The sequence below is a fragment of the Saccharospirillum alexandrii genome, assembly GCF_004000275.1.
Lineage (GTDB): Bacteria > Pseudomonadota > Gammaproteobacteria > Pseudomonadales > Natronospirillaceae > Saccharospirillum > Saccharospirillum alexandrii.
Genome location: NZ_RCIP01000002.1, coordinates 175,033 through 195,560, shown reverse-complemented (window position 1 = coordinate 195,560; position 20,528 = coordinate 175,033). Strand labels below are relative to the sequence as shown.

The window sequence follows — 20,528 nt, the reverse complement described above, 5'->3', positions numbered from 1 at the left end:
GGTCAGTTTTTAATAAGTTTATGCCCAATATCCGTCAAAAACAACGTCAGATTGGTTGATTATCAAGCACCTTATTCAGGCAAATGGCAATGAGTGCGGCCAGGCCTGTGAACCGTGAGCCATTAAGAAAACTGCGAAACCCTCGATTTAATGGCAAACTGCGTGCAACTGATGGTCGTCCCTGTGCCTGTCTGGCCGGGTTGGCGCTTATAACGTTTGTGGTTTGGGAGAATGCAGTGAATAAAACGTCACAGGTGGCGACCCTTTGGGTCGTCAGCGGAGTGTTGTGGCTGGGCAGTTTGGCGGCTCTGGTGTATTTCGCGATGCCAGTACTGGCGTTGCCGGTTTTAGCGGTGCCTGTGGGGTTGCTCTTGGTGGCAGCGGCCGTGTCGCTGCTGGCACTGAGCCGTATCCAGCATCACGCTGACGACGCCTTTCGGGAGGTTAGCCGGGTTAAGCGGACATTACAGGAAAGCCATCTGCGGATTGAGCGGTTCGAATATGAAGGCAAGCAAAGCGCCGAACTGAGGCGACTGGTGCTGTCATCAGCGCAGGAGAAGGATCTGGCGTTAAAGAACATGGCCAACGCCCTGAATACGGCTATGGCCGAGGTTCAGTCGTTATGTACCTCCAGCCAGCCTGATGCGCTGGAACGAATCCGTGAAAAATCTGAGCTGATGCAGCGCTATGCCGATGATTTGAAGGTACTGGCTCGACTGGAGTTGAAATCGGAATTGCCACGGGCCGAGAACATCAACTTGCTCACCGTGCTGGAAGGGTTTTGCGAAGAATGGCAGCGGTACGGAAAAAATTACAAAACCCGGGTCAAGTTTGAACACCAGGAAGATCAGTTGCCGCTGGTGTCTGACGTAAACTGGCTGCACTCATTGTTAACCCGGGTCGTGTACTCGCTGATGCGAATGAACGAGGGGGGCCTGGTTCAGGTTCATCTGATCGGGTATATCGATGCAGAGCTTGGCGAGGCACTGCGCGTCCGGATCAGCGCTGACGGCCGCCATCTTGGCGTGGAACAGCTCAGCAATGTGCTCACCCATTACACCAGCGTCATTGACGAGGGCCGCGACGTTGGGCCCGGCTTGTCGCTGGTTGTGGCGCGCCGGCTGGCACAAATGCTGGGTGGCAATCTGGATGTGCTGGATGGCGAAAAAGGGACCGAAGTACTGGTGGTATTGCCGCGCAGACAGAATAGCTGGCAGGAGTCGGATCTACCGGGTTGATTGAGGGTGCAGTCCATGCCTTTTAAGCACTTCAGTACCGTGAGTAACCCAGCCACCGATTAGGTGGGTATCACTCGCAAAAGAAAGCGCTGGATACCGGGCAAGTCTGCCTGGTATCCAGCCACAGCCGCTCTACTGGGTAGAATCCAAACGCTCCGGCAGGTTGTTAAAGGTAGGTCTAATCCAGCGGCTGGCTTCCTGAATGGTTTGTACGTTGTCAGCTGTGTAAAAGCCCACCAGGTTGGTGCCATTTTCTGTGTAGGCTTCTTCCATGTCCCGGCCGACCTGATGCAGAACCAGACGTTTTGCGTCGTCTCTGAGCATCTGGTTTTCAAAGAAACGGGTAAAGCCATCCAGACTGATTGCCTCAACAGCCGACGCGAGACGCCGGCGCGTATTGAAGTTCGGATTCCCGTCCATGATGGCCTGCCAATAAGTCTGGCTAAGCTCATAGAGGTTTTGCTCCGGGGTGGTCAGATCGTTGATCAGGCCTGCCTTGTAACGATTGAACTCATCGCTGTCGAGGCTGCGCAGTTGTTGCAGATAGCGGTTCATGAAGCGGTCTGAAAACAGCTGCAACAAGGCCGGGTCCGTGTCGGGTGACTGAATGTAGACGACCAGGCCAGGCAGATCGTCGGCCATGAAATTCTGGCTGAAAACGATGTAACCCAGCTGCTCCTCGGTGCGCATCTCCGCAAAATAGGGCGCGCTCATGGTTCGGCCCAGCAACGCAAACAGAGCGCGCTCGCGCAGGCTACTGTCCTGACCCTGATAGTAGCCGAGCAGGGCACTGTCGTTGTGATCGATGGCCATTTCATGGCGGTAACGCCGGCTGGGCAGGGCGGCCACTTCGTTCCTGACCGGCTCGACATCGGCACTGGGCGGGATCATCGCGCTGATGCGATTGGCCAGTTGCAGGGCACCGTCTTCGGTCTGGTTGCCGTGAATCAGTATCGTCATGGCCTGATGGTTCAGCAACGTGTCACGGTGTGCGAGCACATCGTCGAGCGTAAGGCCCTCAAGCGCTTCAAGCAGGGCCTCCGGTGTTCTGGAATCACGGATCAGTGCCGTATTCAGGCGCCGAACCATCTGATTCAGGACCGGGTCTTCGCGGGTATTGCGCAGCCGGCGCTGGAGATCGGATTTTAGCTGTTCAAACCGGGGCTGGCTGACGCCCGGGTCAGTCAACTCCACCAGTAGGGTGTCGAGTAACACGTGCAGCCGGTCGCTGTAGCCATAGAGTCGCATCTGCAGACCACGCTTCGATGATGACAGGCCATAACCGGAGCCTGCCCGGCCCGCGTCGTAGCGGAAATCGGTCATCCCGTCGTCGACCATGTCGATAAACAGCTGCGTTGCAATGGCGCTGCGGGCGCTGGCATTGGCGTCGGGAGATTCCATCATGACCGTTATATCAAGCTTCGGCGTTCTGAAGGTTTCGTCCTGTTCAAACCAAATGGATAAGCCCGGCGTCTGTTTAATGACCAGGGGCGTGTTGTTGATCAGGTCGCTCTGGCGCCCGGCAAAGGGCAGCACGGTCAGGTCTTCCGGGATGAACAAGTTTTCCTCAGGCAGAGTCAGGTTGCTGTCGGGCTCGGGCGCACGCCATTCGGCGACCACCGAGCCCGACAGCGGCGTTGCCTTGTAAGGGGTTTCGTACCACTCGCTGACGGTGTCTGTTTCCACGTCCGGCGCCATTAGTATGACCAGGGCGTTATCCGGTTGCAGGTAGGACAGCCAGCGTTGAATCGCTTCGGCATCGAATTGCGCCAGCCGATAGGGGCCTATCAGCAACTGATCTGCCGGGTAGTGCATCAGCCGGGTTGCCAGATGCTGTGCCGTGGCAGTGGGGGATACCTGTTCCGCGAATTCGAAGTTGATCTCGTTAATGGTTTGCAGTTCTTTATAGCGCCACTCGTTTAACCCCGCTTGTTCGATGGTTTGCAGGTAGCTGAACATCAGTGTCGCGACGCTTTGCCAGTTGGCCATGCCTTCAGGGGTCAGTTGCAAAGCGATGGTGAAGGTATCCGAATTGCGGCTGGTGCCGGGTGCACGGGCCGATATTCCGTCTGCCCAGCCTTGCTCCTTCAGTGCTTCGAACAGGGTGCCGGGCCCCTGGTGGTCGAGCAGGCTTGCCAGGTAGGTGTAAGGCTTGGTGTCGAGCTCAGGCACGGTTGCCGGGACCGGGAAGCGGAACTGGAGCAGTCTGCTTTCACGACGGGGCTCTACCTCGATCAGCATGGGCAACTGGCTGGTGCGGAACTGCGGCACGTCTATTTGCAGCGGTTCTGAGGAGACCGACCGTATCTGATTGAAGCGAGAATCGACCCAGTCTTTCAGTGTCTCAATATCCTGGGGGCCAACCACGGCCAGCGACAGGCGGTTTGCCACATAGTGCTCACGATAGAAGGCTTGCATCCGTTCGCGCAGTTGGTCGTTATCGAGCGTTTGGGCATTGCCGATGGCGAGGTTGGCCGCTGGATGCTTGGGGTTGACCAGTTCGCGCACCGCGTCTTCACGTCGACGGTTATCGTCTTGCAGACTGGCTGTAAACTCAGATTGCACCGCGTTGATCTCGCGTTCTATGTAGCTGGCGTCGAACAGGGGGGCGATGAAAAACTGCGCCAGCCGGTCCAGGGCCGGTTCAAGGTGATCGGCATCGATGTCAAAGTAGTAGAGGGTGTTTTCATCAGCGGTGTAAGCATTGTTGTTGCCGCCGTTTTGTTCGATAAACTGGTGGTACTCATCGGCATTCGGGTACTTTTCGGTACCGAGAAACAGCATGTGTTCCAGAAAATGAGCCAGGCCCGGCAAGTCGGCCGGGTTGCTCCAGGAGCCAACGCTGACGTTCAGGGCGGCTGCGGCAACTTCGGCGTCTTCATCGGACACCAGTACGACCTTGAGTCCGTTTTCCAGCTGATACTGATGGAATACCCGGTCTTCCCGTTCACTGACGATGATGTTCGACGGATTTTCCGCCCCGGCGTTCGAGGCACTGGTTACAACCAGACCTGCGCTGGCCAGGGCGACAATAACCCCGGTTGTGATGGCGATGAGAACACCACGTTTCATACTGCGCTCCTGATGACGATGCATAGTGAACCGGCTATGGGATAGCATGGCGATACCGGCCCGGACTCAAATGAGGCTCAGATTCCACAGTAAACCGGTCAGCGCCGGCAGCGGGAGTCTGTGACGACAGGGATTGTAACGGTCGGTCGCGCCGCTGTCATGGCATCCCGGGTGCTCTGGTGGAACCCCCGGTATTGCGAAATGCGGTGATGTCCCAATAATGGGGTGATAAAGCCAGTTTTTGAACGCGAGGGTGTTATGAACGAAGTATACGGGCAAGATGCCGGCAACGTGGTGGTCGTAACCGAACAGAACTTCCAGCACGTCATGGTGGAGGAATCCCAGCGTCGCCTGGTGGTCATGGATTTTTGGGCTGAGTGGTGTGCGCCCTGCAAGGCATTGATGCCGATACTCGAAAAGCTGGCGGCCGAATACCAGGGGCAATTGCTGTTAGCCAAGGTTAATGCCGATGAGCAACCCAACATTGTGGCCCAGTTCGGTGTGCGCAGCCTGCCGACAGTGGCGCTGATCGTGAATGGCCAGCCGGTCGATGCCTTTATGGGAGCGGAGCCCGAATCCGCCATTCGGGAGCGCCTTGAGAAGTACTTGCCCAAGCCCTGGGACAGCTTGCTGGATCAGGCCCAGGCGCTGCACACTCAAGGCAAGCTTGATGAGGCGCTGCCTCTGCTGCGCGAAGCCTACACCCTGAGCGATGGCGAAACCGCCATTGCGTTCGCCCTGGCCGATGTTTATGTCGCTTTGCACCGTGCCGAAGACGCTGAAGCCATTCTCGATAAAATGACCATGACGGAGCAAACCGAGCCGGAATACGCGGCGCTGAAATCCCGACTGACGCTGTTGCATCAGGCTGCTGAATCGCCGGAGATTCAGGAATTGCAAAGCAAACGGGACGCTGACCCTGACAATCTGGAGCTGGCCTATGAACTGGCGGTCCAGTACAGCCAGATCAACCGCCACGCCGACGCGCTGGACACCCTGCTGGGCATTCTGCGCAAAGATAAAACCTTCAAAGACGGCGAAGCCCGCAAAACCTTCCTCGACATCGTCAACAGCCTGGGCAAAGGCGACCCAACGGCCGTCAAATACCAGCGCCAGTTGTTTACGTTGCTCTATTGATGGTGTCTGTCGTTCGTGTCGGCCACCGGGTAGGCCTGTCTGGGGTCGGCGTGAACCCGTCCATGGGGCCTAGACCGTAGCATTCATGCTACGGACTACCCCAGATAGGCCTACCCGGCAGCCAACACTTGGTATCCTGCCAAACATTGCCTTACTTAATACCTAACAAGGGTTAGCGGGTGCCTGAGTCCATTAGAAATATGAGCGGGACTCATAACTAACTGAACTTAGCGCTTGCGCAATGCCAGACTACCAATCGAATACCCCGCCCCAAACGAGCAAATCACCCCCAGATCACCGGATTTGAGATCCTGATGGTGCAGGTTAAAGGCAATGATCGAACCGGCTGAGGCGGTGTTTGCATACTCGTCGAGCACGATCGGCGCTTCGTCTTGTGTGCCCACATGGCCCAGCAGGCGCTTGGTGATCAGCTGATTCATGTTGATATTGGCCTGGTGCAACCACCAGCGCCGAACCTGACCGATGTCGGCACCCACGGCTTCGATTTGAGCTGCCAGGTGATCAGCAGCCATCGGGCAGACTTCCTTGAAAACCTTGCGGCCTTCCTGGTGGAAGAGTTTGTCGGGGCCAAATGGGTCGGAATCGAAAGCGTGTGAAACGAAGCCAAAGTTCGAGCGGATATTGTTTGAATAGACCGTTTTCGCCTTGATGCCCAGTATGTCGTAAACATGCTCGGCATTGGCAGTGTCGCCCCGTTCGACCACCATGGCGGTGGCAACATCACCGAAAATAAAGTGGCTGTCGCGGTCGCGGTAGTTTACCTGGGGTGAGGTCAGTTCCGGGTTGATGACCAGTACCGCTCTGGCCGTTCCTGCTTTGACCATCTCGTAAGCGCGGTGCAGGGCGAAGGTGGCGGCGGAGCAGGCTACCAGCATGTCGAAGCCGAAGCCCTCGATGCCGAGTTCGGCCTGCACTTCAATCGCAATGGCCGGGTAGGAGCGTTGGGTGTAGGCACAGCTGACAATCACGGCATCAATATCAGCCGCGCTCTTATTGGCGGCGGCAAGTGCCTTTCTGGCGGCAGCAACGGCCATCTCTCCCTGGTGACTCAGTTCGTCATCGGGGCGCTCCTGAATTCGCGGGCGCATGCGATCGACGTCCATAATGCCATCTTTGACATAGACGTAACGCTGACGGATGCCGCTGGCTTTGGTGATGAAATCGGGGTCGGACTTGGCGACTGGCTCCAGGGTGCCCGCTTCTATTTCGCTGGCATGCTCGTGATTGAACTTATCGGCATATTCGTTCAGTACCTGCACCAACTCTGTGTTAGTGAGCACGTTTTCAGGCGTCCAGAGACCAGCGCCACTGATAACAACAGAGTCATTGGCAGACATAAAGTGATCCTTCTATCGAGTAATTTGGTTTCTTTTAATATGGTGTACTAGCGATTGCGATGAGCCGAGTGCTGGCTACCAGGCAGGCCTATCCGGGGTAGTCCGAAGCATGGATGCTGTGGCCTAGGCTCCAGGGAGGGGTTTACGCCGACCCGGATAGGCCTGCCTGGTGGCTGGCACGTTTTCCCGGCAAGAAATATTAGTCAGCCATTTGTATATTCAAACTGCCAGTTTGAACATTGGCTAAGGCTTTAGTGTAGCAGCCCACCTGAGTTTGGTCAGTGTTGGCGGGTTGATGGTGGGCTAAACAGGGCTATCCGTGAAAGTTTTTCAAAGCCCGGCCAGTTTGGGTATGCTTTAGGGGTGCTCACGATAATAAGAAGGCTGACATGCTGCACCATTTTACACTGACATTTCAGTTGCCGGACTCGGCGGCGGTAGATGCGGCCGCCGTTGCAGGGCAGATGCCAGGGTCGGATTTTACCATTGAGGGACTGGGGTCGAACCCAAGTGGTGAGTTCTCGATTCACTTCAGCCGGGAAGGCGCCAGTGTTACCCAGGTACTGGAGTACGCTAAATCGCAGGTGCAACAGGCCATACCGGATGCACAGTTGGTCGGGATGGATCTGTCGGAAGAACCGCCTGCACAAAGCATGGTGGATGACATCAGCAAGCTGGTGTTGCATGCCTGTAATGCACTGGGCAGTGTTGATGCTGCTCAGGCCTGGCTGGCAACTCCGAACCCCGACCTGGAAGGGCTGACGCCCAAGGCGCTGATGATCAACGCCGAAGGGCGCACCCAGGTGTCCCGGGTGCTGACAAAATTGCTCGCTCGCAAGCAGGGTGCCGCCTGAGCCGGAGCCTTCCGGCTCTGGCTAGGGAGTGTTACAACTTGCTGACCAGAGCTTGCACGCTTTCTTTGGCATCGCCAAACAGCATGCTGCTGTTGTCGCGATAGAACAGCGGATTGCTGACGCCGGCGTAACCGGTTGCCATCGACCGCTTCAGTATCACCACCTGATGCGCGTGCCAGACCTCCAGCACTGGCATGCCAGCGATGGGTGAGCCGGGTTTTTCCTGAGCGTCCGGATTGCAGATGTCATTGGCACCTATCACCAGTGTGACGTCAGTTTTCGGCAGGTCATCGTTGATCTCATCCATCTCCAGCACAATGTCATAGGGCACGTTGGCTTCCGCCAGCAGCACGTTCATGTGCCCTGGCAATCGCCCCGCGACGGGGTGAATCGCAAAGCGCACCGTCTTGCCCTGCTTACGCAATGTGGACGTAAGTTCAGCAACCGCTTGCTGGGCGTGGGCGACTGCCATGCCAAAGCCAGGGGCGATAACCACCGAATCAGCATCACGTAGCCAGCTCGCTACTTCATCGGCTGAGGCACTGCGTGCTTCGCCGTAGTCTTCATCGTCGGCGCTTGAGCCGGAGTCGGTGCCAAAGCCACCCAGAATGACACTGATGAACGACCGGTTCATCGCCTTGCACATGATGTAACTGAGAATCGCGCCGGAAGAACCGACCAGTGCACCGGTGATGATCAGCAGATCGTTACCCAGCATGAAGCCGGTGGCCGCTGCGGCCCAGCCGGAATAGCTGTTCAGCATCGAAATGACCACCGGCATGTCCGCTCCGCCGATAGCAGCAACCAGATGGGCACCGAGCAGCAGCGCGATCAGTGTCATCAGCAGGAGCATGGTGGCATCGCCTGAACCATGACCATCAGGTGCAAACAGGATCAGCATGACCAGCGACACGATGATCGCAACGGCATTCATGACATGACGGCCCGGTAATGCCAGTGGTTTGCTTGACAGAATGCCCTGCAGCTTGCCGTAGGCCGCCCATGAGCCGGTGAGGGTAATGGCGCCGATGAAGATGCCGAGGTAGATCTCGGTATTTTGAATGACCTTTTCAGCGCCCGCCAACTGCGATCTGGGGTCCAGATAAGCCGCCCAACCAATCAGTACTGCGGCCAGGCCAACAAAGCTGTGGAGCAGGGCGACCAGTTGCGGCATGGCCGTCATTTCCACTCTTGAGGCCAGCCAGAGCCCTATGGCCGCACCAATGGCGACGGCAATCGCCAGTACGAAGTAAGCCCCAACGGCCGCAGAGGCCACCGTGGCAACGATGGCGATCACCATACCGGCGATGCCGTAGTTGTTGCCGCGTCGAGCGGTCTCCTGGGAGCTCAGCCCGCCCAGTGACAAAATGAAGAATACCCCGGCCAGCAAATAGGCCATCGATAACAGTCCAGTCATGACGGGTCTCCTTTGCGGAACATATTCAACATTCGTCGGGTGACATAAAACCCGCCCGCAATGTTAATGCTGGCAACCAGTACGCTGATGGTCGCCAGCACGCTTACCAGCCAGGAGCCACTGCCACTGATTTGCAGCAGCGCGCCCAGAATGATGATGCCGGAGATCGCGTTGGTCACACTCATGAGTGGTGTATGCAGAGAATGGCTGACGTTCCAGATGACCTGCCAGCCAATGAAAATCGCCAGCACAAACACTGTGAAGTGGCTGACAAAATCGGCTGGAGCAACGGCGCCGAGGCCCAATATGAGAGCCCCGGCAATCACCCAGTAGAGGGCTATAGGCCGGGCTTTGCGGGGAGCTGGTGGCGATTTCTCTGTTGTCTTTTGTGCCGATGGGGCCGCCGGTTTGGGTGTCGCAGAAAGCTTGGGCGGTGGGGGTGGCCAGGTGATATCGCCACCATGCACGACGGTGCAACTGCGGGTGATCTCATCGGTCAGATCAATGACCAGTTGGCCATCTTTGTTCGGGCACAAATGTTCGAGCAGACGCCACAGGTTGTTCGCCAGCAGTTGGCTGGCCTGGGTGGCGGCCCGGGCGGCCAGGTTGGTAAAGCCGATGACGGTGACATCGTGCGCCTTTACTACCTCGTCTTTCACCGTGCACTCACAATTGCCACCGTTGGGCGCTGCCAGATCAACCACCACGCTGCCGGGCTGCATGGCCTTAACCATGGCCTCGGTGATCAGCTTGGGTGCCGGCTTGCCCGGAATCAGGGCAGTGGTGATGATGATGTCCACTTCTCTGGCCTGCTCCATAAACAGGGCCATTTCCGCGTCAATAAAGGCCTTGGACATCTCCTTGGCGTAGCCACCAGTACCGGCCCCGTCTTCTTCCAGTTCAACGGTGAGGAATTCACCACCCATGGACTCTACCTGTTCCTTGACTTCCTTGCGGGTGTCAAAGGCACGCACAATGGCCCCCAGGCTTTTCGCCGCGCCAATGGCGGCGAGCCCGGCAACTCCGGCACCGATGACCAGCACCTTGGCCGGGGGGATCTTGCCTGCGGCGGTAATCTGACCGGTAAAGAAGCGACCGAACTGATTGGCTGCTTCAATCACCGCCCGATAGCCAGCGATATTGGCCATTGAGCTGAGCACATCCATTTTCTGGGCTCGGGAAATACGAGGAATGGCATCCAGTGACAGGGCCGTAGCGTGCTGTCCGTTGAATTGTTCGAGCAGTGGCTCGTTTTGACCGGGTGCCAGAAAGGATATCCAGGTTTTGGCCTTCTCAGGGGTGCTGCCCAGAGCCTCAAGCTCACTGCCCGTTAGGCCTTCTGCTTGCGCCTGGGGACCATTGATCTTCAGCAGTACATCGGCGCGCTGGTACAGCTTGGCTGTGTCGGCTTCCAGTTCTGCGCCTGCCTGTTCATAGAGGGCATCTGCAAACTGAGCCCTGGCTCCGGCACCGGGCTCTATGAGGACAGTAAACCCCAGATCGATCAGTTTACGGGTGGTATCGGGCGTGACTGGAACCCGGGTTTCACCGGGAGCTCGGTCAACGGGAACAGCTAGGGTTAGCGACATGTGTATCCCTCAATTGCCTGATGGACCTTGCTCGCTGTGCAACGCCTGGCGTTGTACCGGCAGCCCATCCTGTTTTTATTGTTGTTACTGCTTTTCCAGACGCCGGGGTCCATGAAACCGCGGGTAAAATGTTCAGTTGCCGTTAAGCCCGGCCTGGTAGCGTCATACTGGCTGGCTATTGAGGTCGGTGCAAGTGCAAAGGCCGCTGTTGACCTCCAACGAGTCGGACCTGGGCAACGTTAACGGGATACCACTAAAGGATCAGGCGAAACCGGGCAATGCCCGCTAAACTGAATTGAGATATGGCAGGCTGCGGGGTATTCTAAGGCTCGGCGTTCTGGAGTCGTCGCAGGCCATTAAAATTATAAACGGCTCGCAAGCTCACTCCGATGCGGGATAACTCGGTGCCGGATCGTTCCCATAGAGGTAAACGGCCGTATCGGTTTTCCCCGACTAACCACAATAAAAAACTGGAACATTGAGGTCGGTAACCCGGTCGCTCTGGCTCGCATTTGCACTCCGGTATGATAGCGGCCAGCAGACGCGTGTTGAGTACCTCCCTGACCCCATGATGGAGAGTTGAACATGAAAAGACGTGACGTGATCAAAAAAGGCTTGATCGGCGCAGGTAGCGTGGCGGCAGCGACCACCATTGGTACTCCGGCACTGGCTGAAGACCGCATTACCTGGCGTATGGTCACCACCTGGCCGAAGAATTTCCCAGGGCTGGGTGTGGGTGCGCAGCGCCTTGCCGATCGAATTACCGCCATGTCCAACGGCCGATTGACGGTACAAGTCTATGCGGCTGGTGAACTGGTGCCGCCTTTGGGTGCGTTCGACGCGGTCATTGAAGGGTCTGCCGAGATGAGCCACGGCGCTGCCTACTACTGGCAGAACAAGAGCCGGGCCACGTCCTTCTTTACCGGTGTGCCGTATGGCATGACGTCCCGAGAACTGGCGGCCTGGGTTCGTTACATGGGTGGCCAGGAAATCTGGGATGAAATTTACGATCAGTTTGGCGTAAAAGGCTTTTTGTCGGGTGACACCGGTACTCAGGCCGGTGGCTGGTTCCGCGAAGAGATCAACGGCCTGGAAGATATTCAGGGTTTGAAATTCCGGACCCCGGGTCTGGGTGGTCAGGTATGGGAAAAGCTGGGCGCCAGTGTGGTTAACATGGCCGGTGGCGAGATTTACCAGGCATTGCAATCCGGTGCACTGGATGCCGCTGAATTTGTTGGCCCCTACAACGACCTGGCACTGGGCTTCTACCAGATTGCCAAGAACTACTACATGCCGAGCTTTATCGAGCCAGGCCTGGCGACCGAAGCGGTGGTCAGCAAGTCCAAGTTCGAAGCATTGCCGCGCGACCTGCAACAAATTGTCGAGTTTGCCTGCCAGGCCGAGTACGACCAGGTTGCCTCGGACTTCTACGCCAACGATCCGATCGCTCTGCGCACTCTGGTAGAACAGCATGGCGTCCAGGTTAAATACTTCCCTGAAGAAGTATTGCAAGCTGGTGCTGAAGCGGCGAAGGAAGTTCTCGGTGAATTGCGCGACAGCGATGACGCTCTGGTGCGTAAAACCACTGAAAGCTACTTTGAAGCTCTTGCGCTGTTGCGTACCCGTACCGAACAGGTTGACGGTGCCTTCCTGACGGCTCGCCAGAAGTACTTCCAGATGTAACAAGAGCCCGGTCTTATAAAAAACCCGGCTTGTGCCGGGTTTTTTTGTGGGCGGGTTATTAAAATCGATAGCCCGCCCGTATTGGGTGCCAGGTTTTTAGTTGTAGAGCTGAGACGGCAACCAGGTAACCAGTTGTGGAAAGGCCACCAGCAAGACGATCACGATCAGTTGCAGGAACACAAAGGGAATGGCGCCTCTGTAGATGGTCATGGTCGAGACGGAATCGGGTGCCACCCCTCGTAAATAGAACAGCGCAAAACCAAAGGGTGGCGTCAGGAAGCTGGTTTGCAGGTTGACCGCGACGATTACACCCAGCCAGACGGGCTCTACGCCCATCATCAGCAGAATTGGTGCGGTGATCGGTAATACCAGGAAGATGATTTCAAAGGTGTCCAGAATAAACCCAAGCAGGAACATCAGCAGCATGACAAACAAGATGGCGCCCAACTGGCCACCGGGCAGGCTGTTAAGGAAGTCGCTGACCAGTTCTTCACCGCCCATCATCCGGAATACCAGAGAGAAGACGGTCGCGCCGATCAGGATGATAAAAATCATGGTGGTGGTATTCGCCGTCGCGTACATCACCTGACGCAGGTTGGTGTAGGTCAGTTTGCGTTGGAACGCAGCCAGTACCATGGCACCAATAGCGCCTACCGAGGCCGATTCTGTTGGGGTGGCAATGCCGCCCAGAATGGAACCGAGCACCGCAATGATCAGTACCAGCGGTGGCAGCAGGGTAGTGAACACATCTCTCAGCAACCGGGACTTTTCTTCGGCCGTCATGATCAGGGCCGGGCAGGTGTCGGGTTGACGCACGGCCTTGAAGATCATGTACAACATATAAATGCCCATCAGCATCATCCCGGGTATGAAGGCGCCGGCAAACAGATCACCGACCGAGACGGGGGTTGGTGCGAAGTTGCCCAGCGACATCTGTACCTGGCTGTTGATGCCTGAGAGCATGTCGCCCATAAAGATCAGAACGGTTGAGGGCGGAATGATCTGGCCGAGCGTGCCTGAGGCGGTTATAACCCCGGTTGCCAATTTGGGGTCGTAACCGGCTTTCAGCATTGCCGGCAGTGACAGCAAGCCCATGGTGACCACGGTCGCGCCAATAATACCGGTTGACGCGGCCAGCAAGGCTCCCACCAGAATCACCGACAAGCCGAGACCGCCGCGCAAGTCGCCAAACAGTCGGCCCATGGTGATGAGCAATTTTTCGGCAATGCCGGAACGCTCCAGCATCATCCCCATAAAAATAAATAAGGGTACGGCAACCAGTACCTCGTTCAGCATGATGCCCATGTAGCGCGGTGCAACACTCGATAAGTTCGACAGATCAAGCGCGCCCAGAAAGTGGGCAATGGCGGCGAATATCAGCGAGGTGCCGGCCAGCGAAAACGCCACCGGGAAACCGAGCATTAACACACCAATAACGGCAAAGAACATGACGAGCGCGAGGATTTCGCCCAACAACGTGACTTCCATCAGACGTTCTCCCCGTAACGATAATCTTCAGGTACCAGTTCCTGTCGGTTCGCCAGTACCAGGATGCTGCGCCCGATCATGGCCAAAGCCTGAATCGCGACCACAATGGCAAATACGATAATGAACGTTTTAACAACATATAGGCCCGGCATGCCCCCGTAATTGGATGAGCCTTCCATGAAGCGCCAGGACCGGGCGACATAGGGGTAGGCATAAAGACTGATGGTGATGATAAAGGGGAACAGAAACACCAGGCAGCCAAACAGGTCAACCAGAGCCTTTCGCTTAATAGGGGCCGTCCGGTAAAACACGTCGACGCGCACATGGCCTTCACGGAGTAAGGTGTAGCCGGCGATGCCCATAAACATGACGCCATTCATCCAGACATACAAATCCTGCATCAGGACCGAGCCAGTCGAAAAAACATAGCGCATGACAACGACGGTGAAGCATACCAGTACAATTCCCAGCGTCAGCCAGGAAAATACCTGGCCCAGGAATCGGTTCAGCAGGCAACAGAGCCTGACCACGAACGCGAGGCTTTTCATGAGTGATCCTTTTTTATCGGGACAAGGCAAACACGAGGGATAGTTTTGATCATCGGCTGCAATGTGTCGTTGTAGTCGTGAGTTATTGTTTTACTGTTGCTTTAAGCGAGTTTGGCGCTAGCGAAGTAGACTGCACGCCTGGTCAGAGTGCAGCACAACGGTCTTTCAGGGGGTATTAAACCATGCCAGCGCAGCCGACGCCAATGCTTGCATCCTGACCTGTCAAAGCGCTAAATCCCGTCTTTATACCGTTAAGATTGGCCCGGTGGGCAGTGAATCGATAGAGTTCGCGGTTATTTGCCAGCCGACGCCGTGGTTGGCTGTTGTCCTTGTAGTCGAGAGAGAGGCCAAACATGGCGCAATCAACGCCTTCCGAACACGCAGAAAGCCACCCGGTAAACCGAGCGCTGGGCTGGGCCTATGAGCAGGCAGTCGGCGAAGAGGACGCGAGGGTATGCAAAGACATTCCTGAAACAGCCTGCCGGCACCAGCCCCGCAATTTCTTTGCCTATCTGGTGGCCAATACCTTCAGCAAAATAGCCGATGAGCTGAGCAGCGCCCGCCTTATGTTACCGTGGTTAATGAGCGCTTTGGGCGTGCCGCTGGTACTGGTTGGCTTTTTGGTGCCGATACGCGAAGCGGGAGTGCTGATTCCCCAGTTGTTGGTGGCGGCCTATGTTCGCGGGCGGGCCTATCGCAAGCCGGTTTGGCTGGTAGGTGCCGCTGTGTCCTCCCTGGCCTTGTTAGCGATCGCAGCGGCCGCCTTGCTTAGTGACGGGCTAGTTGCGGGTATCTGGATGCTGGTGGGCCTGGTGTTTTATAGCCTGGCTCGAGGCTTATGCTCGGTATCGGCGAAGGATGTTCTGGGCAAGGCCGTCTCCAAGCGCCGGCGAGGAACGGTGATGGGTTACAGCGCCTCGGTGGCGGGACTCGCGGTATTGGGTGTCGGGCTGGTGCTTACGGGTGTCCCTGAGCTGAATGAGAAGCCCGGCCTGCTGCTGGGGCTGTTACTGGTGGCAACACTGTTCTGGTGGCTCGCCATGCTGGCGTTTACCGCCATTGAGGAGGCGCCAGGCGCAACCGAAGGCGGAGGCAATGGCTGGACCGTTGCCTGGCAGCAACTGGGGCTGTTGAGGTCCGATTCGACTTTCCGTTTTTTTGTATTATCCCGGTCGGCATTGCTGAGTGTTGCACTGATGCCGCCGTTTTATGTGGTAATGGTCCAACAGTCCGAAGGCGGCGGGCTTGGCTTGGGTGCACTGATCATCATCAGCGGGCTGGCCGCTTCTTTGTCTTCGGGCGTCTGGGGGCGTTTCAGCGACCGCTCCAGTCAGGGCGTTATGGCGGTGGCCGCGTTTGGGGCGGCCCTGGCAGGGGTACTCGCGTGGGCAAGTGCTGTCTGGTTATCGGGCGTTGCCCAACTGGTGGGTTTGTGTCTGGCCTATGGGGTTATCATGGTCTGTCACGGGGGCGTTCGACTGGGTCGCAAAGCCTATCTGGTCGATATGGCAACAGAGGCCAACCGGGCCAGCTATGTGGCGGTCAGCAATACCGTGGTAGGGGGGATCATGCTGATCGGCGGACTGTTAGGTTTGCTCGGTGATCTATGGTCGCCGCTGGCGGTCATCCTCCTGTTGAGCGGCTTGTCTGTGATGGCTGCGTTGATGTGCGCCCGCCTGCCCGCCGTGCAGTAACACAGAGGGCAGGCGCCGTGCCCGAACGGCCATGAAGGCGAGTTACAGCAAATGGGGGTTCATGCGTTTGTAGTCACGCAAAGCTTTACGCGCGCGTTCTACATCGTTGTACAAACGCATGCGGTCGTCTTTGCTCCCAGTCCCATTAGGGTTTTCTCTAACGAACTGGCGTTTTGCTTCTTCGGCTTCAACAATAGCCTGCTCAAGCTCTTCCAGCTTTTGATCCATAGTTCCCTCGTTGTCCCACGATGACCGCATTGTCAGACGGCCAAAGATTCCTGTGTGTGAGTTTCATAGCGGGTTGAAAAGGGTAAGATGTCACGCCATCGTTACGCCACTCACGCACTCAATGCTAGTTGACCCGCATGACAATTGCTACTGCATGCGCTGATTTGTCACTGATCTACAGGGTTTCTCGCCGTATCGATCCTACGCAGTCTTCGTTCTTTCGGATTGTTCTGGCGATGCGTGCTTGTGTACGACATGGAGCGGATGCTATTGAAGCGATTTTTGTGATGGAATTCAAATCATTAGGCTAAATAGAACGGTGGTAGATTAGATTTTTATGGTTTTTATACAGAACTCAGGTCTCGAGTGCCGAATATTGCGGCTGTAGCGGCAGCCTTACAAGTCCATAAAGGAACAGAGTGTTCTATTCATGGGCGGCAGGTCGCCTTTCGCAGGCGGGTCTGAGAACCTACAGACAAACCAACCCAGAGTCTCATATGCACCCCTTCGGCTCGTTTCCGCAGGGTGGCCGCATCATCGAGCTGGAATGTTCCCTTACCAACACCGGAGTTTCTTTCATGTCCCGATCACTCATTCAACAGTTGCCTGAGGCCCTGGCCGATCTGAAAACTCAGGGTCTGTACAAGACAGAGCGCATCATTATTTCCCCCCAGGGGGCGCAGGTGACGACCGATGGTGGGACGGTATTGAACCTCTGTGCCAACAACTACCTGGGGCTGGCCAACAGCCCGGCGTTGATTGCTGCCGCGAAACAGGGGCTCGATGAGTTTGGGTTCGGCGTCGCCTCGGTTCGGTTTATTTGTGGTACGCAGGGCGTTCACAAAGCACTGGAGCAGCGCCTGAGCGATTTTCTCGGCATGGAAGACACTATCTTGTATTCCAGCTGTTTCGACGCCAATACCGGGCTGTTTGAAACCTTGTTGAATGACCAGGATGCCATCATTTCCGATGCGCTCAACCACGCCTCCATTATTGACGGCGTGCGTCTGTGCAAGGCACGCCGGTTTCGCTACAGCAACAACGACCTCGCTGAACTCGAGCACTGTCTGCAGCAAAGTCAGTCGGCACGGTACCGTCTGATTGTGACCGATGGGGTGTTCTCGATGGATGGCGTGGTCGCCAACCTGACCGGTATTTGCGATCTGGCGGACCGATATGACGCTTTGGTTATGGTCGACGATAGCCATGCGGTAGGTTTTATGGGCGAGCACGGTCGCGGAACGCCCGAGTTTCATGGGGTGATGGACCGGGTTGATATCATCACCGGCACCCTGGGCAAGGCTCTGGGTGGAGCCAGTGGCGGCTATACGGCGGCGGCCAAACCCATCGTCGACTGGTTGCGTCAGCGCTCCCGCCCTTATTTGTTTTCCAATTCGCTGTCGCCCAGCATTGCGGCCGCCAGCCTGAAAGTGCTCGATATGATCGAACAGGGCGATGACCTGCGCCAGCAACTCTGGGACAACACCCGCTACTTTCGGGAACAGATGGAAGCCGCAGGCTTCACACTCGCCGGTGCCAATCATCCGATCATTCCGGTGATGGTTGGCGACGCCACCGTCGCCAGCACCATGGCGGACAAGTTGCTGCAGCGCGGTGTGTATGTGATCGGTTTCAGTTACCCTGTGGTGCCTCAGGGTGCCGCGCGCATTCGCACTCAAATGAGTGCCGGGCTGACCCGGGAGCAATTGGATATCGCCATTGCGGCGTTCACCGAGGTCGGTCGCGAACTGTCGCTTATTTAAGGAGTCCTCGCTATGAAAGCCCTTGCCAAGCTGTACCCGGAAGCCGGTATCTGGATGACCGAGGTCGATGAGCCCGAGGTGGGTCACAACGACCTGCTGATTCGCATTCGCAAAACGGCGATCTGTGGCACGGATGTGCACATTTACAACTGGGATCAGTGGTCGCAAAATACGGTGCCGCTGGGCCTGGTTACCGGCCATGAGTACGTAGGCGAAGTCGTCAGCATGGGCGAGGAAGTCACTGGCTTTGCCCTGGGCGACCGGGTCAGTGGCGAAGGCCATATCACCTGCGGCTATTGCCGTAACTGCCGCGCCGGGCGTCGCCATCTGTGCCGCAATACTGTTGGTGTCGGGGTTAACCGTGCCGGGGCCTTTGCCGAGTATCTGGTGATACCGGCGTTTAACGCCTTCAAGTTGCCCGACGACGTCAGTGATGAACTGGCCGCTATTTTTGATCCGTTCGGCAACGCGGTGCACACCGCCCTGAGTTTCAACCTGGTAGCGGAAGATGTGCTGATTACCGGCGCAGGGCCGATTGGCATGATGGCCGCCGCCGTGGCCCGTCATGTCGGCGCCCGGAACATTGTGATCACCGATGTGAATGATTTCCGTCTGGCCCTGGCAAAACGCATGGGCGCTACCCGCACCGTCAATGTGGCCAACGAGAGTCTCAATGACGTCATGAGCAGTCTGGGCATGACCGAGGGGTTTGATGTCGGCCTGGAAATGTCGGGCGTGCCCAGTGCTTTTCGTTCCATGCTGTCGTCAATGAATCATGGTGGCAAGGTAGCGCTGCTCGGCATTCCCGGGGAAGACATGGCCATTGACTGGAGTCAGGTCATTTTCAAGGGGCTGGAATTGAAAGGCATCTATGGCCGGGAAATGTTTGAAACCTGGTACAAGATGGCCGGTCTGATTCAGTCGGGCCTGGATCTGAAACCGATGATTACCCACACGCTGCCCGTCGCCGATTTTCAGGAAGGTTTCGATATTATGCGCAGCGGCCAATCCGGCAAGGTGATTCTGGACTGGGTATGAATACGACGCTGTTTTTGAATGCCTTTACCAGCTATTTTGTGGTTATTGACCCGATTGGTGCGGCGCTGATTTTCTATTCACTGACTCTGGGGCGAACCTTTCGGCAGCGCCTCAGGGTGATTCTGAAGGCGACCGGGATCGCCGCAGCGGTGATTCTGATCTTTGCCTGGGTGGGTGAAGGGTTGCTCACCACGCTCGGTATCAGCATGGATGCCCTGAGAGTGGCCGGCGGTATTCTGCTGTTCAATACGGCCTTCAGAATGATCACCTCAGCCCCGCTGCCGGACAAACCCACAGATCGCAGCGTCGGTGACATCGCCGTTTACCCGCTTGCGATTCCGCTGATGGCTGGTCCGGGTACCCTGACCATCACTGTGTTGTTAATGGCCGATGCGGACTCACCGGCCAATCAGGGATGGGTCATTGCGGCGGTGATTTCGGTATTGCTGGTCACCCTGGCGGCGGGCTTGCTGGCCAGTCAGATCCGCAAGGTCATCGGCAAGACCGGCGATGAAATCATTCAGCGTTTGCTCGGTGTGATATTGGCTGCGCTGGCTATTCAGTTTGTTGCTAATGGTGCCAATGGATTGTTCTAGTTCAAGTTTAGGCATTTACTCAACAGACTAGTACTGGCTGCCGGGTATGCCTCTGTGGGGAAGTCTGAGGCATGGATGCCGAAGTCTAGGCCCCACGGACGGGTTCACGCCGACCCCACAGAGGCATACCCGGCGGCTGGTGCGGGCCAATACCACTTAAGTGGGAGGACTATGGGTAGTGAGTTTTAAAAATCCGTTCCCAGCGAGATTAGCGGGCCAATTCCGTACTGGTAGCCCATGCCCAGGGTGAACTCATTCAGGCTGAACAGGGCGCTGACGCCGGGTATCAGTTCAAACTCCGAGCGCTCATTGGCGCAGTAGGCATAGCCGGTGACGTTGGATTCATCAATGTCGCAGCGGGTTGAAGCCAGCAAACCCAGCGAGGTGTAGAACGCGATGCGGTCGTTGGGCGCGTAGCCTTTCAGAATGGACAGGTGCAGCGGGAAACCCACAACAGCGTTGTTCGAAACCCGGTCAGTGTCGCTGTGGGGTGGCTCGTACATGTTCACGTTGCCAGAGTAGTCTGACCGCAATACCAAACCCAGCTCAGCACCCCAGGTATCGGCCATAAAGCCGACGCCCACATAGGGCGATTCAAAATAACCCTGCTGACCGCCATAGGATAGCCAGACAAAGTCATCTTTTGCCTGGGCGATGCTGGTTGCTGTCATCAGGCAAGTGATGAGGATGGCTTGCCGGTATCCAGTCGGGCAGGTCATGATTGATGGCTCCCGCAATCTTGGGGTTACGGTCGAATGCGACTCGACGCTTAATGCAATGACTAGAGTATCTGCCTGCTTCATGAACCCCAACTGAATTTTCACA

At 56.7% G+C, this 20,528-nt stretch carries 16 protein-coding genes; 8 read left to right on the top strand and 8 right to left on the bottom strand.

The window, feature by feature from the left end:
• The first annotated feature begins 236 nt into the window (after nt 1-236).
• Nucleotides 237-1,238, top strand: coding sequence for a sensor histidine kinase (locus EP166_RS08735; RefSeq protein WP_164743876.1), 1,002 nt, complete (start codon nt 237-239; stop codon nt 1,236-1,238).
• Nucleotides 1,239-1,370: 132 nt separating this feature from the next.
• Here the strand turns inward: EP166_RS08735 and EP166_RS08730 are convergent, their stop codons facing one another.
• Nucleotides 1,371-4,310, bottom strand: a complete 2,940-nt coding sequence (locus EP166_RS08730) for an insulinase family protein (protein WP_164743875.1) — start codon at nt 4,308-4,310, stop codon at nt 1,371-1,373.
• A gap of 258 nt (nt 4,311-4,568) precedes the next feature.
• Here EP166_RS08730 and trxA point away from each other — a divergent pair, with 258 nt between their 5' ends.
• Nucleotides 4,569-5,447, top strand: coding sequence for a thioredoxin (gene trxA, locus EP166_RS08725; protein ID WP_127556446.1), 879 nt, complete (start codon nt 4,569-4,571; stop codon nt 5,445-5,447).
• 227 nt (nt 5,448-5,674) lie between these two features.
• On the opposite strand, the gene EP166_RS08720 is transcribed toward trxA, so the two are convergent.
• Nucleotides 5,675-6,805 (bottom strand): beta-ketoacyl-ACP synthase III, encoded by a 1,131-nt coding sequence (locus EP166_RS08720; protein WP_127556445.1) that lies wholly within the window; start codon nt 6,803-6,805, stop codon nt 5,675-5,677.
• Nucleotides 6,806-7,194: 389 nt separating this feature from the next.
• Here EP166_RS08720 and EP166_RS08715 point away from each other — a divergent pair, with 389 nt between their 5' ends.
• Nucleotides 7,195-7,659 carry an MbcA/ParS/Xre antitoxin family protein gene (locus tag EP166_RS08715; protein WP_127556444.1) on the top strand — a complete coding sequence of 155 codons (465 nt, stop codon included), beginning with the start codon at nt 7,195-7,197 and terminating at the stop codon, nt 7,657-7,659.
• Nucleotides 7,660-7,690: 31 nt separating this feature from the next.
• Here the strand turns inward: EP166_RS08715 and pntB are convergent, their stop codons facing one another.
• Both pntB and EP166_RS08705 read right to left on the bottom strand, forming a co-directional pair.
• Nucleotides 7,691-9,076, bottom strand: coding sequence for a Re/Si-specific NAD(P)(+) transhydrogenase subunit beta (gene pntB / locus EP166_RS08710; RefSeq protein ID WP_127556443.1), 1,386 nt, complete (start codon nt 9,074-9,076; stop codon nt 7,691-7,693).
• The gene (locus EP166_RS08705) at nt 9,073-10,665 is read right to left on the bottom strand and encodes a Re/Si-specific NAD(P)(+) transhydrogenase subunit alpha (protein ID WP_127556442.1); all 1,593 of its coding nucleotides are present in this window, start codon (nt 10,663-10,665) and stop codon (nt 9,073-9,075) included. The genes pntB and EP166_RS08705 overlap by 4 nt, the downstream gene beginning before the upstream one ends.
• A 585-nt stretch (nt 10,666-11,250) precedes the next feature.
• Between EP166_RS08705 and EP166_RS08700 the strand changes: the two genes are divergently transcribed.
• Nucleotides 11,251-12,348 (top strand): TRAP transporter substrate-binding protein, encoded by a 1,098-nt coding sequence (locus tag EP166_RS08700; RefSeq protein ID WP_127556441.1) that lies wholly within the window; start codon nt 11,251-11,253, stop codon nt 12,346-12,348.
• 96 nt (nt 12,349-12,444) lie between these two features.
• Here the strand turns inward: EP166_RS08700 and EP166_RS08695 are convergent, their stop codons facing one another.
• Complete coding sequence (locus tag EP166_RS08695) at nt 12,445-13,821, bottom strand: TRAP transporter large permease (protein ID WP_220432567.1); 1,377 nt, start codon at nt 13,819-13,821, stop codon at nt 12,445-12,447.
• Between the two features lie 14 nt (nt 13,822-13,835).
• Complete coding sequence (locus EP166_RS08690) at nt 13,836-14,384, bottom strand: TRAP transporter small permease subunit (RefSeq protein WP_127556439.1); 549 nt, start codon at nt 14,382-14,384, stop codon at nt 13,836-13,838.
• Nucleotides 14,385-14,737: 353 nt separating this feature from the next.
• Here EP166_RS08690 and EP166_RS08685 point away from each other — a divergent pair, with 353 nt between their 5' ends.
• Entirely contained in the window at nt 14,738-16,078 is a 1,341-nt protein-coding gene (locus tag EP166_RS08685; RefSeq protein WP_246026254.1) for an MFS transporter, read from the top strand.
• A gap of 42 nt (nt 16,079-16,120) precedes the next feature.
• Here the strand turns inward: EP166_RS08685 and EP166_RS08680 are convergent, their stop codons facing one another.
• On the bottom strand, nt 16,121-16,306 hold the full coding sequence (locus tag EP166_RS08680) for a hypothetical protein (RefSeq protein ID WP_127556438.1): 186 nt from the start codon (nt 16,304-16,306) through the stop codon (nt 16,121-16,123).
• Nucleotides 16,307-16,884: 578 nt separating this feature from the next.
• On the opposite strand from EP166_RS08680, the gene EP166_RS08675 reads away from it, so the two are divergent.
• From EP166_RS08675 to EP166_RS08665, 3 genes are read left to right on the top strand one after another with little or no spacing between them, the layout of a single operon-like run.
• Nucleotides 16,885-18,069: a glycine C-acetyltransferase gene (locus tag EP166_RS08675; protein ID WP_127556437.1), complete on the top strand. Its 1,185-nt coding sequence runs from the start codon at nt 16,885-16,887 to the stop codon at nt 18,067-18,069.
• 12 nt (nt 18,070-18,081) lie between these two features.
• The gene (gene tdh, locus EP166_RS08670; RefSeq protein ID WP_127556436.1) at nt 18,082-19,107 is read left to right on the top strand and encodes an L-threonine 3-dehydrogenase; all 1,026 of its coding nucleotides are present in this window, start codon (nt 18,082-18,084) and stop codon (nt 19,105-19,107) included.
• Nucleotides 19,104-19,703, top strand: coding sequence for a MarC family protein (locus EP166_RS08665; RefSeq protein WP_127556435.1), 600 nt, complete (start codon nt 19,104-19,106; stop codon nt 19,701-19,703). Before tdh ends, EP166_RS08665 begins: the two co-directional genes overlap by 4 nt.
• A gap of 185 nt (nt 19,704-19,888) precedes the next feature.
• On the opposite strand, the gene EP166_RS08660 is transcribed toward EP166_RS08665, so the two are convergent.
• Nucleotides 19,889-20,422, bottom strand: a complete 534-nt coding sequence (locus tag EP166_RS08660; RefSeq protein ID WP_127556434.1) for a hypothetical protein — start codon at nt 20,420-20,422, stop codon at nt 19,889-19,891.
• Nucleotides 20,423-20,528: the final 106 nt, after the last annotated feature.